Raw genomic sequence first — 14,293 nt, 5'->3', positions numbered from 1 at the left:
CACAAATCTTCCCGCGCGGCAAACGCATATTCTTGATTTGAAGGATGCAAACGTTCGCGCCACATTGCCGCCCTCTGTTCAACTGGCGAGTTGAACGAAAGGGATCTGCGATGGCAAACCTCACGATCAACGGACAATCCTATACTCTGGACGTCGAGCCCGACACGCCGCTGCTGTGGGCGATCCGCGAGAACGCCGGACTGACCGGCACCAAATATGGCTGCGGCATTGCACAATGCGGCGCCTGCACCGTGCATCTCGACGGCGCGGCCGTGCGCTCCTGTGGCGTCACCGTCTCCGAGGCCCAGGGCAAGCAGATCACCACCATCGAGGGGCTCGCGAGCGACAACGGGCTGCACAAGGTGCAGCAGGCCTGGGTGGAGAACGACGTTCCGCAATGCGGCTACTGCCAGAGCGGCATGATCATGGCCGTCGCGGCACTGCTCAAGGACAATCCGAAGCCGAGCGATCAGGACATCAACGACGCCATCACCAACATCTGCCGCTGCGGAACCTTCGCGCAGGTGCGCGAGGCGATCCACGCCGCGGCCAACGCCTGAGGAGGACGGCATGAACCAGCATGTGACGCCGCGCCTCGACCGCCGGTCCTTCGTCATCGGCACCGCCGCGCTCGGCGGCGGCCTCGCCCTCGGCCTCGATATCCCCTTCGGCGGCCCGCAGGTGGTGCGCGCAGCCGATGGCTCACCCGAGGTCAATGCATGGGTCGTAGTCCGGCCCGACGACACCGTGGTGATCCGCATCGCCCGCTCGGAAATGGGCCAGGGCTCGCTGACCGGGCTCGCCCAGCTCGTCGCGGAGGAGCTTGCCTGCGACTGGAGCAAGGTCACGACCGAATATCCGACGCCCGGCCAGAACGTCGCCCGCAAGCGCGTGTGGGGCGATTTCTCCACCGGCGGCAGCCGCGGCATCCGCTCGTCGCAGGACTACGTCCGCAAGGGCGGTGCCGCCGCGCGCATGATGCTGATCCAGGCGGCCGCCGACGAATGGAAGGTTCCGGCGGCCGAATGCACCGCCGCCAACAGCGTCATCACCCACAAGGCGTCGGGCCGCACGACGACCTACGGCAAGGTGGCGGAAGCCGCCGCGAAGCTGACGCCGCCTGCCGACGTCAAGCTGAAGGATCCGAAGGACTGGACCCTGATCGGCAAGGGCGTGAGACGGCTCGACACCGCCGACAAGGTCACCGGCGCGATGATCTACGGCGCCGACATGAAGCTGCCGAACATGCTCAACGCCGCGATCAAGGACTGTCCGGTCACCGACGGCAAGCTGAAGAGCTATGACGAGGCCAAGATCGCCGGCATGAAGGGCGTCAAGAAGGTGGTCGCGATCGATGGCACCGCCGTGGCCGTGGTCGCCGACACCTGGTGGCACGCGAAGACGGCGCTCGATGCGCTGCCGATCGTGTGGGACGAAGGCGAGAACGCCAAGGTCTCCTCGGCCTCGATCGCCAAATGGCTCGCGGAAGGATTGGAGTCCGGCCCCGCCTTTGTCGGCAACGAGAACGGCGACGCCAAGGCGGCGCTGGCGAGCGCCGTCAGGAAGGTCGAGGCCGTCTACAACTATCCCTATCAGAACCACGCCACGATGGAGCCGATGAACGCCACGGCGCTCTACACGCCCGAGCGATGCGAGGTGTGGTGCGGCACGCAGAACGGCGAGGCGGCGTTCGCCGCGGTTCTGGAAGCCTCAGGGCTGCCCGCCGACAAATGCGAGGTGCACAAGCTGATCCTCGGCGGCGGCTTCGGCCGGCGCGGCCAGACCGACTATGTCCGCCAGGCGGTGAAGATCGCCAAGGAGATGCCGGGCACGCCGATCAAGCTGTTGTGGTCGCGCGAGGAGGACATGACCCACGGCCGCTATCATCCGATCACGCAGTGCAAGCTGACCGGCGGCTTCGACGCGGACAACAATCTGACGGCGCTGCACATGCGCATCTCCGGCCAGTCGATCCTGTTCAGCCTGCGGCCCGACGCGCTGGTCAACGGCAAGGACCCCGCGACCTTCCAGGGGCTTGCGCCATCGGGCGAAGCCACGATCGGCTATTCCGTGCCGAATTTGCTGATCGAACACGCGATGCGCAACCCGCACATCAATCCGGGCTTCTGGCGCGGCGTCAACGTGAACCAGAACGCGATCTATCTCGAATGCTTCATGGACGAGCTCGCCGATGCGGCCGGGCAGGACCCGCTGGACTTCCGCCGCAAGCTGATGGCCGATCATCCCAAGCATCTCGCGGTGCTCAACGCTGTCGCGGAGAAGATCGGCTGGGGCACGCCGGCGCCGGACGGCGTGTCCCGTGGCCTCGCTCAACTGCACGGCTATGGCAGCTACGTCGCGGGTGCCGCTGAGATCTCGGTGATCGACGGCAGCAAGATCAAGATCCACCGCATCGTCGCCTCGACCGATCCCGGCTACGTCGTCAACCCGGCGCAGGTGGAGCGGCAGATCGCCGGCTCGTTCGTCTACGGCCTCTCGGCGCTGTTCTACGGCGGCTGCACCGTGAAGGACGGACGGATCGTCGAGACCAACTTCGACAGCTACAACTCGATGCGCATCGCCGAGATGCCGAAGGTGGAAGCGATCATGATCCCGAGCGGCGGGTTCTGGGGCGGCGTCGGCGAGCCGACCATCGGCGTCGCCGCGCCCGCCGTGCTGAATGCGTATTTTGCCGCCACCGGGAAGCGCATCCGCTCGTTGCCACTGCGCGACCAGAACATCACCTTCGCATGACCCGCGTGGCGGCGGCCGTTGGGACCAATGGCCGCCGCCGTGCTATTGCAATGATGATGACGATGTCCCGACAGCGCACGCGCAGAGAGGTCGGCGGCCTGATCGCGGCGTCAGTTGCCATGGTCGCCGCCCCTGCCGTGTTGCGCGCACAAGCGATGGCGCGCGTCGTCGTGATCGGCGGCGGCTTCGGCGGCGCCAGTTGCGCCCGCGCGCTGCGCCAAGCCGATGGCAAGCTCGACGTCACCCTGGTCGAGGCCAACACGACCTTCACGGCGTGTCCGCTCAGCAACGAGGTCATCGCCAGCCTGCGCGATATCGGTGCCCAGCAGTTCGGCTATGACAAGATCGCAGCCGAAGGCGTGAGCACTGTGCTGCGGGCGGCCACGGCGGTCGATGCGCCCGCCCACAAGGTCACGTTCGCCGACGGCAGCGCGCTGGCCTATGACCGCCTCGTGCTGGCGCCCGGCATCGACCTCGATTTCACGGCCCTGCAAGGCTACGACGAGGCCGCCTCCGCGGTCATGCCGCACGCTTACAAGGCCGGCGAGCAGACGCTGCTGCTGCGGACGCAGATCGAGGCGATGCCGGATGGCGGCACCGTCGCGATCGCCGTCCCGGCCAATCCGTCGCGCTGTCCGCCCGCGCCTTACGAACGCGCCAGCCTGATCGCGCATTATCTCAAGGCGCACAAGCCGAAGTCGAAGGTGCTGATCCTCGATGCCAAGGACAGCTTCTCGCAGCAGAAGCTGTTCGAGCAGGCGTGGCAGCAGCTCTACCCCGGCATGATCGAGCGCATTCCGCTGTCGCAGGGCGGCCGCGTCACCGGCGTCGAGATCGCCACGCGTACCGTCGTCACCGAGTTCGGCAATTACAATCCCGATGTGACCAACATCATCCCGCCGCAGAAGGCCGGCCGCATTGCCGCCCTCGCCGGCGCGGCCGACCGCACCGGCTGGTGCCCGATCGATGCCGCGACCTTCGCCTCGAAGCTCGTCCCCGACGTCCATGTCATCGGCGACGCCTGTCTCGGCGGCGGCATCCCGAAATCGGCCGGCGCCGCCCAGGCGCAGGGCAAGGCGTGCGCGGCCGTGATCGTGCGCGATCTGACGGGACGGCGGTCGGAGCCGCCGACGCTGACCGGCATCTGTTACAGCATCGTCGCGCCGGACGACGCGTTCTCGCTCGCCGGCATCTACCAGCCCAAGGGAGACATCTTCGCCGAGATCGAGGGCGGACGGGCCAGCCCGGTCGACGCATCGCGCGAGACGCGCGCGCGTGAGGCCGCCGCGGCGACGGCCTGGTTCAAGGCGCTGACCCACGATGCCTTCGGCTAGCCTTGTCATCGCCGCGCTCGTGGCCGCCCTGCCCGCCGCTGTCGCGGCGCAGACGCTCGCGCCCGCTACGATCACCGGCGACGGCATCGCCTCGTCCCTCACCGGACGGCCCGGCGACGCCACCCGCGGCCGCGCACTCGTCCTCGCGCGCAGCTCGACCTGCATCCTCTGTCACTCCGGCCCGTTTCCGGAAGCGCGCTTCCAGGGCGATCTCGCACCCAGCCTTGCCGGGGCCGGCAGCCGTTCGACGATCCCGCAGCTCCGCTTGCGGCTGGTCGATGCCTCCAGGCTCAATCCGGAAACGATCATGCCGTCCTATTATCGCATCGACGGGCTGACGCGCGTCGGTTCCGCCTGGCGCGACAAGCCGATCCTGTCGGCAGAGCAGATCGAAGACATCGTCGCCTATCTCGCGACCTTGCGCGAGTGAGCCCATATGACCGGCATGTTCGAACCGTCCCACATGTCCCGCCGCCACCTGCTGCAACTGGCGGGAACGCTGACCGCCGCGGGCGCGCTGCCGCTGATCACGGTCCGGCCTGCGCAGGCGACCCCGGCGATGCTGGCGTCCGCGATCCGCAACCTCGTCGGCGAGGCAAAGGTGAACGCCGGCAAGATCCGACTCGACATCCCGCCGCTGGTCGAGAACGGCAACACCGTGCCGATGACCGTCAGCGTCGATCACCCGATGACGCCTGACGATTTCGTCAAGAGCATCCACGTCTTCAACGAGAAGAACCCGCAGCCCAACGTCGCCAGCTTTCACCTGACAGCCAGCGCCGGCCGCGCCCAGGTCACGACGCGCATCCGGCTCGCCGACACCCAGAAGGTCGTGGCGATCGCAAGGCTCTCCGACGGCTCGTTCTGGTCGGCGAGCGTCGACGTCATCGTGACCTTGGCCGCCTGCACCGAGGAGATGCCGTGATGCCTGCCGCCCTCGTCAACGTTCCCGCCAAGGCCAAGCGCGGCGCCGTCATCGAGATCAAGACGCTGATGAGCCACGTCATGGAGCCGGGCTACCGCCGTACGGCCGCAGGCGAAGCCATCCCGCGCGACATCATCACCAGCTTCACCTGCCGCTTCAACGGCACCGAGATCTTTCGCGCCGACCTCTATCCGGCCATCGCCGCCAATCCGTTCCTGTCGTTCTTCGCCACGGCTACCGAGAGCGGCCGCTTCGAGTTCGAATGGATCGGCGACAACGGGTTCGTCGCCACCACCACCGCCGCGATCACGATCGAATGATGCGGTCTGCGTTTCTCACTGTCGTCACGGTAATCGTCCTGACCTTGCCCGTGCTTGCCGGCGAGATCGCAGAGTCCGAGCGCCGTTCCGGCTATGACTTCATGTCGTCGGACACCAGGGCGATGCAGGACGACGACACCGCCAATCCGGCGATGCTGTCGGTGCTCGACGGTGAGGCGCTGTGGACGACGAAGGCAGGCACGGCCAACAAGGCGTGCGGCGATTGCCATGGCGCGGTCGATGTCAGCATGAAGGGCGTCGCCGCGCGCTATCCCGCCTTCAATGCCACCAGCGGTGCGCCGGTCGATCTCGGCCAGCGCGTCAATCTCTGCCGCAAACAGCATCAGGAGGCGGCGCCGTTCGCAGCAGAGAGCCGCGAGCTGCTGGCACTGACGGCGCTGATCGCGAAGCAATCGCGCGGGATGCCGATCACCGCTGGCGACGATCCGCGGCTCCAGCCCTTCATCGCGCGCGGTCGCGAGCTATTTTTCCAGCGGCAGGGCCAGCTCAATCTCGCCTGCACCAATTGTCACGATGACAATTGGCGCAAGCATCTCGCCGGCTCCGCGATCACGCAGGGACAGCCGACGGGCTATCCGATCTACCGGCTGGAATGGCAAGGCATGGGCTCGCTGCAGCGCCGCCTGCGCGGCTGCATGACCGGGGTGCGCGCCCAGGCTTACGATTTCGACGCCCCCGACATGATCGCGCTGGAGCTGTATCTGATGTCCCGGGCGCAAGGGATGCCGGTGGAGGCGCCGGCGGTGCGGCCGTGAGCGGGCAAGGTCTCGCGAGCTATCAGGCAGTCGTTCGAGCTTGCAGAACGCCGCTTACGAACGAGCCGTGCCATGGGTTACGCGTCATGGCCGGCCATGACGGCATAGAGACCTCCGGCGACCCAATATGCTCAAGACCCTGCCTTCCGTCCCTTTCTCATCCCCGCCGCAGTCGGATCGATCGCGGCCAGAGGTCCGTCCGAGGCCTGCTTCATCAGGGGATCGGCGGCGATGAAGTCGATGAAGGTGCGGACCTTGGCGGAGAGATATTTTCGGCTCGGATAGACCGCCATCAGCGGCGCTTTGATCGTCAGCATCTCCGGCAGCACCGTCTCGAGCCGGCCGCTGGCGAGGTCGTCGGCCATCAGCCAGCGCGGCAGCACCGCCATGCCCATGCCGGCGACAGCGGCGTGATGCAGGAGCGTCTCGTTGGCGCTGATCAGCACCTCGTTGAAGTTGACCGTCACCTCGCCGTCCACGGTCGGCAGGATCATGGCCCGCAGCGGGTACAACGCGTATTTCAGCATTGCATGGCCATTGAGATCGGCCACCGCCTTCGGCCGCCCGGCGGCGGCGAGATAGCTCGGCGCGGCGACGAGCTGCATCAGCACCGGCGACAGCGGCCGCGCGATCAGCCCATCGCCGGGCGTGGCCGAGACGCGCAGCGCCAGATCAAACCCCTCGTCGACGAGATTGACCAGGCGTCCGCTGAGATCGAGATCGATCACCACGTCCGGATAGCGTGCGCGGTACGCCGCGAGCGTGCCGGCAAACAGCGGATTGGCGAACCATACTGGCGCGCTGACCTTCAGGGTGCCGCGCGGGATCACGGTCGCCTTGCTGACGACGGCCTCGACCTCGTCGAGAGACTCCAGCATCGGCCGCACCTGGTCGAAATAGACTTGGCCGGCCTCGGTCAGGCCGACCCGCCGGCTGGTGCGGTTGAGCAGCCGGGTCGAGAGCCGCTGCTCCAGCTGCATGACATGCTTGGAGGCCATCGCCGCCGAAAGCCCCAGGCGATCGGCGGCGGCCGCGAAGCTCTTGAGCTCCGCGACCTGGCAGAACACCCGAATACTGACCAGCGTATCCACTTATCATCAACCCATAGAAAATGATGGCTTAACGAAAAGCATAATGATCAAACCAGAAGAAATTATCAATGTCGGGCACCTTTTCATTTGGAGCTCCGACCATGTCCAGCACCGCATCGACCACCGATCTCAGCCCACTCCAGCCGCCGCTGGCGCTGCGCATCGGCCTGTGGGTCGCCCAGACCCTGCTCTTCGCCCTGTTCTGCTTCGCCGGCGTCACCAAGGTCTTCACCCCGATTGAGGAACTCGCCCAGATGATGCCGTGGACCGGCGAATATTCGGTGGCCTTCGTCCGCACCATCGGCCTGATCGATCTGGCTGGCGGGCTCGGCATCCTGCTGCCGTCGCTGACCCGCATCATGCCGCGCCTGACCGTGCTGGCCGCGATCGGCTGTGCCACGCTACAGGTGTTCGCGTTCGCCTTCCACATCTCCCGCGGCGAAGCGGCAGTCACGCCCTTGAACATCCTGCTGCTGGCACTGTCGCTGTTCGTACTGTGGGGCCGCAACGGCAAGGCGCCGATCGCGCCGCGCGGCTGATCCGAGCATCGCCGGCGCTGGCCATCCAGCGCCGGCGCAACGCGTGCTTTGAAGGAAGCCATGATGAGCGAACCGATCCCTGACGTGTCGCGCCGCGGCTTTCTCGCTGGCGCGACGGCCCTCGGCGCCCCAGCCCCTGCCGTCCCGGCCGTCGCCCAGCATCGCGCCGGCATTGTCGTGCTGATCGACCGCAACGACCCCCATGTGATGGGTCACGCCATCAGCTATTCCGGCAATCTGACGCGGCATTTCGCCAGTCTCGGACAGACCCCCGCGATCGAGGTCGTCGCCAACGGCACCGGCATCGACGTATTTCGCGCCGACAAATCACCGCTCAAGGAGCCGCTCGCGGCGCTGCGGCAGATGTATCCGCATATCGGCTTCAGCATGTGCGCCTCGTCGAAGTCGATCGCGGAGAGCAAGGAGAGCCTCACGATCCAGCTGATCGACGGCGCCAGGCTGGTGCCGTTCGGCATCGGCCGCGTCGTCGAGCTGCAGCGCAAAGGCTGGGCCTACGTCCATGGCTGAGGCTTTGAGCGCGCCCGCACGGCGCGATCTGCTGCTGGCGGCGGCCAGCCTGCTGCTGCTGACAAGCAGGCCTGCCTGCGCCGGCGCACAGGACCCGAGCCCGCCGGTGTTCCGCAGCGGCCGCACCCAGTTCATCGTCGAGCGGCCGCGCCAGGCGCCGCCGCCGTTGAAGCTGCAGGACATGGGCGGCAAGGACGTGACGCTCGCGCCCAAGCCCGGCCATGTCACGCTGGTCAATCTCTGGGCGAGCTGGTGCGCGGCGTGCAAGGTCGACCTGCCGACTTTGGCCGGGCTCGAGCGGATGCGGATTCCGACGCTCGACGTCTGGACCATCTGCACCGACCGGCGCGACATCAAGAGCATCCGCCGCTATGCCGAGGCGATCGCGATGCCCCGCGCCTCCTACGCCGATCCGCATGCGCAAGCGACCAATCCGGCCAATGCCGATGCCTCGATCTTCGCGACGCCGGCGATGCCGATCACCTATCTGATCGGCACGACGGGATTGATTGAAGGCTATGTCACCGGGGCGGCCGAATGGCTGTCCGAGCCGGGCCAGGCGCTGCTGCGCTATTATCTCGATCAGCCGGGCGCGTGAAAATCATAACCGGCGGCCATGCCGCCGGTTGTCGTTCTCGTTGAAAAGATACCTATTCTGCCGGCGCCGCATGCATGTCGGCATGCGCCAGGTAGCTCTCGGACATGCCGAGCCGCCCCAGTGCGAACAGCCCGCCCGCGACCACGACATAGGCCAGCGCCACCGCCGGCGTCACGCCGAAGCCGCCTCCGATGCCGACCGCCTCGCCATGCATGAAGCCGAAATAGGTCATGACAGCACCCGCGAGCGCGAACGCCGCGGCCTTGGTGAAGTCGCGCTCGATCACGAAAACGCCGATCGCGCCGAGCACGAGGCCGGCGAGGATCGAGCCGCCGCCCATCACTTCGAGCCCGTGATACAGCACGCCCTGCTGCGGCAGCGCCGCGATCGCAGCGGTCTTGACCGCATCGACCTTGTCGGCCGCGAGGCCGCCGACGCTCTGCGCCGCGGCCACCGTCGAGGCCAGCATGGTGTCGATCTGCAGCTTGGCCCAGGCGGCGAGATGCGGCGTGAAGGCGAGCACGATCGCGGGCGCATGCTTGACCGGCGTGGTCTGGAACGCCTGCGCACCGATCAGCATGCCGATGTAGAGCAGGATCGGCGAAATCGCGACCACCGGCACCAGTGCCAGCAGCACCGAGATGATGCCGAGCCAGGACAGCACGATCACCATCAGCCCGGTCGCCGCGGAGTAGCCGATGCGGCCGCCCATCGCCTTCCAGCCGGGATGGCCGATATAGACCGCGTTGATGAAAGGATTGCCCATCATGCAGCCGATCAGGCTGACGATGCCGTCGGCGGTCAGCACCCGCGTGGTCGGATATTCGTCGCCCGCGGCTTCCGCGCTCTCGACGTTATCCATCGCCTCGACGAGGTCGTAGATGCCGAACGGAATCGCAGTCACCAGGATGATCCCGAGATATTCGAAGCCGGAGAACACCGTGCCGAAGGCCGGCAGCGGCACCGAGAAGCCGAAGTTCGCAAAGGCGTCGCCGACGCCCTTGACGCTGAGGCCGCCGAGCCCGAGGCCGAACAGATTGGAGCCCCACGCGATGATCATGCCGACCGCGATGGCCACGAGGCCCGCCGGCAGTCCCTTTGGATATTTGACGCCGCCGAACCAGCTCACGAGGATGATCGCGAAGCAGACCAGCCCGATCTGGGGCGTCATGTACATTTCCAGCGCCGGCCGCATCGAGATGAAGGTGACCGAGACGCCGGCGAGCGTGCCGAGCAGCGCCGCCCGCGGCGTGATCTTGCGGATGTACGGCGCGACGAAGCCGCCGATCATCAGGATGAAGCTCTGGAAGAACACCCAGACGAGGCCGGCCGACCAGCCCTTCAGCGGATCGCCGGTCTTGAGCGTGATCGGCAGCATGATCACGAAGGTGACGATGAACATATGCGGGACGCTGACGCCCGAGGGCAGCGCGCAGACGTCGCTGCGTCCGGTCTTCTGCGCCAGGCGATAGGCGAGGAAGGCGTAATACAGGGTCGACAGGCACATCATGAGGCCGAGCGCCGGCAGGATGCGGCCGAACACCAGGCTGTCCGGCATCTTCAGCACGAAGCGCAACAGCCCGGTGAGGACGAGCATGTTGACGAGGATGTTGGTGCCGAAACCGAAGAACGCGTTCCAGTCGCCGGGCGTCCACAGCACCGGCTTGAAATCCGCACTTGTCAAGCTTGCCGTCCCGCTTCCGCTCATCGCCTTGCTCCCCTGTTTGCCGTCAGCGACTACATGATCGAACTCATTCGTCTCGACTCGTCTCTCAGCTCTCTCTCAGCTCATGGCCTTCAGCACCGCGGTCGACTCCGCGACCCAGCCGAAGATGCCGCCCTGCGCCTTGATCATCTTCAGGCCCATCTCGTGGAATTCCGGGAAGTAGGACGCGCAGCCGTCGGAGATGACGACGCAGCGATAGCCCCGGTCATTGGCCTCGCGCACGGTGGTGTTGACGCAGACCTCGGTGGTGACGCCGCACACCAGCAGGTTTTCGACGCCGTGATGCTTCAGCACGTCACCGAGTTCGGTGGCGTAGAAGGCGCCCTTCCCCGGCTTGTCGATCACGACCTCGCCGTCGACAGGATAGAGCGCGGGAATGATGTCGTGGCCGGCCTCGCCGCGGATGAGGATGCGCCCCATCGGACCGGGATCGCCGATGCGAAGTGACGGCGCGCCGCGCTCGACCTTGGCCGGCGGCGCGTCGGAGAGATCCGGCGCGTGCCCCTCGCGCGTATGGATCACCAGCATGCCGCTCATGCGTGCCGCCGCCAGCACGTTGGCAATCGGGACAACCGCACGGGCGAGCTGCGAGACGTCGTTGCCCAGCGTCTCGCCGAATCCACCCGGCTCCATGAAGTCGCGCTGCATGTCGATGATGACCAGCGCGGTCTTGAAGAGATCGAGCGTGATCGGCTCCGGCTCGGCCGTGATCGTAGCGGTTGCCGATGCAGATGAGTTCGCCATACCAGCCGCTTGCCTCTCCACGAGAATGCCTCGCAACAGACGAAGCAAGCGCTATGCCATTGTGTACAATCCCCGGCATCGCCGCAGGCCGGACGAAGTCCGAACTCATTCAATGACTTGAAAGGGCAGCTGACAACGGGGCGGTCGCCGGGCCGCGGGCTTCGCGAAGGCAGCGGCTCATTTCCTGGGCGGTCGATGCATGCAGCGCTCGCGCTGCGGCGCGTCCATGCGCCATTGGGTGCCCGACTCGGGAAGAACCCGCGCCGGCGGGCTAAGGTGCCGTTCCAGGCTCGCTGGACTTCTGCGATCGGCCCGAGGCCGGCGTTTCGAGAAACGTCCACCGATCTCTGCTTTTGACCCTTGACCGAGTTCGGTTCGTGGGCAGGCCGACGGCATCGGCGCGGTGCTGACGAGGTGAGATATTTCGACTATCCTGATCAAGGCAGGGCCGGACAGAGCCCACGAGAGGGAGATCGATGAGCACAGTCAGAAGCGCTCTGGCCCAGAAGAGCGGCGCCCTGATCCATGTTCGTTCCGGCGACATGGTCGTCGAAGCCTTGCGCCAGATGCGCGACAATCGGGGCCGGTCGGTGCTGGTCATCGACGACGGCGTGCTGGTCGGCATCGTCACCCAGGGTGACTGCGCCATCAAGGTGCTGCTGCCCGGGTTCGATGCGAAGCAGACGCCGGTGAGCCAGGTAAATGACGCGCGACCCGGTGACGGTCAAGCCGGACCATCCGCTGGGCGGTTGCATGGCGATGATGGCTCAGCGCAGCTTTCGCCATCTGCCCGCATTGGACGCGGCCTAGGCCGTGGGCGTGATCTCGATCGGAGACGTCGTCAAGAACATCATCCGGGATCTGGAGCACAACGTGGACGGCCTGATGGGCTACATCATGAAAGACGGTCCCGGGGGCTGACGAACGAACCGCGATACCGTCACCCCCACGTAGGTGTGCTTCTGACCCGAAGCGCCCACCCGTCCATAGCGGACGGGCGCTTTACGCGACTGCGCCGTATCGCATTCTTGGTGATGAATTATCTTTGCGTGTGATGACATCAGCTTATGAACGCGAGAATCCCCTTGCTGGCCGGCCTGTTCGTACTTCTATTGGCTTCGGCGTCTTTCTCATATGCGCAAACGGAAAGTGTCGGCGCTCAGGCAAGCGCGCTCGAAGCGTGGAAAAAGAAGATTGTCATACTGTTAGTTAGCAAGAGAACGTTTCCGCCCGGGGCGGCCGGTCAAAGTGGCACGGCCAAGGTCAAGTTTGTCATCGATCGGCAGGGAAAACTGATTTCCAGAGAACTGGTGGAAAGCACCGGCTCCGCGTTACTCGATACGGCGGCCCTCAGTATGATTGAGCGAGCGGAGCCATTTCCGGAGCCGCCCGCAGAGTTGAGCGACGATAGCTTCGCCTTTACATTACCCATCAACTTTGCAGGCGGGAAGCAGTTGCCTTGGGCAGGCGGACATTGGCCTGCTGAGTGGGTCGACGAGCAGAAGAAGATTGACGCAAAAATTCGCGGCATCTGTCGTGGCTGCTAAGGCGTGACTGAAACTCACGCGCAGCAACACTGAAGCTGCGCCATCCTGCAGCGCTTAGGTCGACTGATGGCACTCGAAGATTGGAAGAAGATCAGCGGCGTCCGTAGCCGAACTTCTCAAGAAGCGCGGATTCCGAAAGAACGGGCTGCGCTTCTCGGCCGATCGCGGCGACGCGAAGCTCCTTGTCGAGTTCCAGAGCAGCCAAATGAGCGACAAGCCCCGCCTATTGATCACGATCAACCTGAGTATACGGCTTGGCAAATTGGACCGCGACCCGAGCATCTTCCCAGGTGATGGGCACTGGCGGAAGCGAATTGGTGAGTTTATGGACAAGCCGAGCGACTATTGGTGGACATGCCGAAATAGCGAGGACGCTGTTCAGCCGGGAAAGAGGATCGCGATGTTGCTTGAGACGGCCGCTCTGCTGGAGATGGAGCATCTCGCTTCTGCCGAGGCGCTGGCCGCCCTTTGGGCGTCAGGCCAGTCACCCGGCCTCACCCAAATGCAGAGGGACGGATACCTCGCGAAAGTGGCCGGCCAGCCAACCTGACCGGACCGATTCCTATTGCGCCGACAGATCGTGCCCCATATGGCGAAGAGCAAAATTTGAGCGCAAGGTCGGTCGTGGGCCTGTCCCGAACCCTGCAGGTCGCGCCAAGGATGTCCGCTCTCGGCCCCACAGCGGACGCAATGACGGACTGCGGAGCAACGGATATTGTCCAGCCGAAGGCGGCCACCAGGGGAGCTAGATCGTGGATCTTTCGATTGTCGTTCACGATGCCGAGGAGGCCGTGCGGGTCTCAACGCTTGCAGAATTTGAAAGAGTAATCCGCATGGCTCGCGACGAAGCGCGAACGCTGGACAAGTTGAACATAATCTCCCTCCAGGCCCCAAACGGTAATGATCTTGCGTTGGTCGTGGGTGGCGACGAGACCGTCCTCGCTTTTCAGTTCGGTCACCACAATCCGCCGTACTATGTAAGTCGCGGCGATCAGTCCAGCACGCATCCGGTTATGACTTGCTACGTCGGGCTCGCTCATCACACGGAGTTTCCGCGCGAATATGTGATACCCTTTGAAAAGGGCCTAATTGCCGCTCAAGAGTTTGCTGAATCTGAGACGCTCCCGAAGTCGATAGAGTGGATGGAGACGTGATCGACTGTCCGCTTCTGGTCGATTCCGTTGAAAAAGTCGGCAGTAGTTTCGTCGTGAACGCCATCTGTTTCGAGGACGAATTGGCGCGTTGTGGTTCACGCGGGCGTCAGCGCGGGCATCGGGATCAGCTTGGCCATCTTACGAAGGTTCTGAGCGGCTGCAGCGAGGGTGAACTCGTCGCGTGCGCCGTTCGGCCCTCTTAGTCGCAGCCGATCTAGCTTGAGGATGCGCTTGAGATGCGCGAACAGCATCTCAAT

At 65.2% G+C, this 14,293-nt stretch carries 18 protein-coding genes; 14 read left to right on the top strand and 4 right to left on the bottom strand.

Annotated elements, in window-relative coordinates:
• The first annotated feature begins 110 nt into the window (after positions 1-110).
• Genes ACQR1E_RS30890 through soxA form a run of 7 tightly spaced genes read left to right on the top strand, consistent with a single transcriptional unit; the run spans position 111 to position 6,109 of the window.
• Positions 111-560, top strand: coding sequence for a (2Fe-2S)-binding protein (locus ACQR1E_RS30890; protein ID WP_315715685.1), 450 nt, complete (start codon positions 111-113; stop codon positions 558-560).
• A 10-nt stretch (positions 561-570) separates the two neighbouring features.
• Positions 571-2,754, top strand: coding sequence for a molybdopterin cofactor-binding domain-containing protein (locus tag ACQR1E_RS30885; protein WP_434897961.1), 2,184 nt, complete (start codon positions 571-573; stop codon positions 2,752-2,754).
• 56 nt (positions 2,755-2,810) lie between these two features.
• Entirely contained in the window at positions 2,811-4,088 is a 1,278-nt protein-coding gene (locus ACQR1E_RS30880) for an NAD(P)/FAD-dependent oxidoreductase (protein ID WP_316170627.1), read from the top strand.
• Positions 4,075-4,518 carry a sulfur oxidation c-type cytochrome SoxX gene (gene soxX, locus ACQR1E_RS30875; protein ID WP_315826431.1) on the top strand — a complete coding sequence of 148 codons (444 nt, stop codon included), beginning with the start codon at positions 4,075-4,077 and terminating at the stop codon, positions 4,516-4,518. The genes ACQR1E_RS30880 and soxX overlap by 14 nt, the downstream gene beginning before the upstream one ends.
• Positions 4,519-4,524: 6 nt before the next feature.
• Positions 4,525-5,013 (top strand): SoxY-related AACIE arm protein, encoded by a 489-nt coding sequence (locus ACQR1E_RS30870; protein ID WP_316170628.1) that lies wholly within the window; start codon positions 4,525-4,527, stop codon positions 5,011-5,013.
• Positions 5,013-5,333, top strand: a complete 321-nt coding sequence (gene soxZ / locus ACQR1E_RS30865; RefSeq protein ID WP_316170629.1) for a thiosulfate oxidation carrier complex protein SoxZ — start codon at positions 5,013-5,015, stop codon at positions 5,331-5,333. The genes ACQR1E_RS30870 and soxZ overlap by 1 nt, the downstream gene beginning before the upstream one ends.
• Positions 5,333-6,109: a sulfur oxidation c-type cytochrome SoxA gene (gene soxA, locus ACQR1E_RS30860; protein ID WP_434897976.1), complete on the top strand. Its 777-nt coding sequence runs from the start codon at positions 5,333-5,335 to the stop codon at positions 6,107-6,109. Before soxZ ends, soxA begins: the two co-directional genes overlap by 1 nt.
• A gap of 131 nt (positions 6,110-6,240) precedes the next feature.
• On the opposite strand, the gene ACQR1E_RS30855 is transcribed toward soxA, so the two are convergent.
• Positions 6,241-7,200, bottom strand: a complete 960-nt coding sequence (locus tag ACQR1E_RS30855; RefSeq protein ID WP_315826433.1) for a LysR family transcriptional regulator — start codon at positions 7,198-7,200, stop codon at positions 6,241-6,243.
• Positions 7,201-7,301: 101 nt separating this feature from the next.
• Here ACQR1E_RS30855 and ACQR1E_RS30850 point away from each other — a divergent pair, with 101 nt between their 5' ends.
• The 3 genes from ACQR1E_RS30850 (at position 7,302) to ACQR1E_RS30840 (ending at position 8,865) form a co-directional block, all read left to right on the top strand.
• Positions 7,302-7,739 (top strand): DoxX family protein, encoded by a 438-nt coding sequence (locus ACQR1E_RS30850; protein ID WP_315758466.1) that lies wholly within the window; start codon positions 7,302-7,304, stop codon positions 7,737-7,739.
• 63 nt (positions 7,740-7,802) lie between these two features.
• Positions 7,803-8,267 carry a DsrE family protein gene (locus ACQR1E_RS30845; protein WP_316204120.1) on the top strand — a complete coding sequence of 155 codons (465 nt, stop codon included), beginning with the start codon at positions 7,803-7,805 and terminating at the stop codon, positions 8,265-8,267.
• 106 nt (positions 8,268-8,373) lie between these two features.
• Positions 8,374-8,865: a TlpA family protein disulfide reductase gene (locus ACQR1E_RS30840; protein ID WP_315758542.1), complete on the top strand. Its 492-nt coding sequence runs from the start codon at positions 8,374-8,376 to the stop codon at positions 8,863-8,865.
• A gap of 52 nt (positions 8,866-8,917) precedes the next feature.
• Here ACQR1E_RS30840 and ACQR1E_RS30835 read toward each other — a convergent pair whose 3' ends face one another.
• Positions 8,918-10,573: a regulator gene (locus tag ACQR1E_RS30835; protein WP_316204122.1), complete on the bottom strand. Its 1,656-nt coding sequence runs from the start codon at positions 10,571-10,573 to the stop codon at positions 8,918-8,920.
• A gap of 75 nt (positions 10,574-10,648) precedes the next feature.
• Positions 10,649-11,335 (bottom strand): cysteine hydrolase family protein, encoded by a 687-nt coding sequence (locus ACQR1E_RS30830; protein WP_315826436.1) that lies wholly within the window; start codon positions 11,333-11,335, stop codon positions 10,649-10,651.
• Between the two features lie 476 nt (positions 11,336-11,811).
• Here ACQR1E_RS30830 and ACQR1E_RS30825 point away from each other — a divergent pair, with 476 nt between their 5' ends.
• From ACQR1E_RS30825 to ACQR1E_RS30810, 4 genes are all read left to right on the top strand, one after another.
• Positions 11,812-12,390 (top strand): CBS domain-containing protein, encoded by a 579-nt coding sequence (locus ACQR1E_RS30825; protein WP_434897960.1) that lies wholly within the window; start codon positions 11,812-11,814, stop codon positions 12,388-12,390.
• Between the two features lie 30 nt (positions 12,391-12,420).
• Positions 12,421-12,882, top strand: coding sequence for an energy transducer TonB family protein (locus tag ACQR1E_RS30820; protein WP_316225084.1), 462 nt, complete (start codon positions 12,421-12,423; stop codon positions 12,880-12,882).
• A 79-nt stretch (positions 12,883-12,961) separates the two neighbouring features.
• Complete coding sequence (locus ACQR1E_RS30815; RefSeq protein ID WP_316225570.1) at positions 12,962-13,432, top strand: DUF4304 domain-containing protein; 471 nt, start codon at positions 12,962-12,964, stop codon at positions 13,430-13,432.
• Positions 13,433-13,634: 202 nt separating this feature from the next.
• Positions 13,635-14,036, top strand: coding sequence for an Imm1 family immunity protein (locus tag ACQR1E_RS30810; RefSeq protein ID WP_315825728.1), 402 nt, complete (start codon positions 13,635-13,637; stop codon positions 14,034-14,036).
• A 95-nt stretch (positions 14,037-14,131) separates the two neighbouring features.
• On the opposite strand, the gene ACQR1E_RS30805 is transcribed toward ACQR1E_RS30810, so the two are convergent.
• Positions 14,132-14,293: transposase (locus ACQR1E_RS30805; RefSeq protein WP_434872057.1), on the bottom strand; the 162-nt coding region annotated here is incomplete at its 5' end.

Source organism: Bradyrhizobium sp. HKCCYLRH1030 (genome assembly GCF_051168395.1).
Classification (GTDB): domain Bacteria; phylum Pseudomonadota; class Alphaproteobacteria; order Rhizobiales; family Xanthobacteraceae; genus Bradyrhizobium.
Note: the sequence above shows the minus strand (reverse complement) of the source record. Positions and strands in the feature narration are given on the sequence as shown.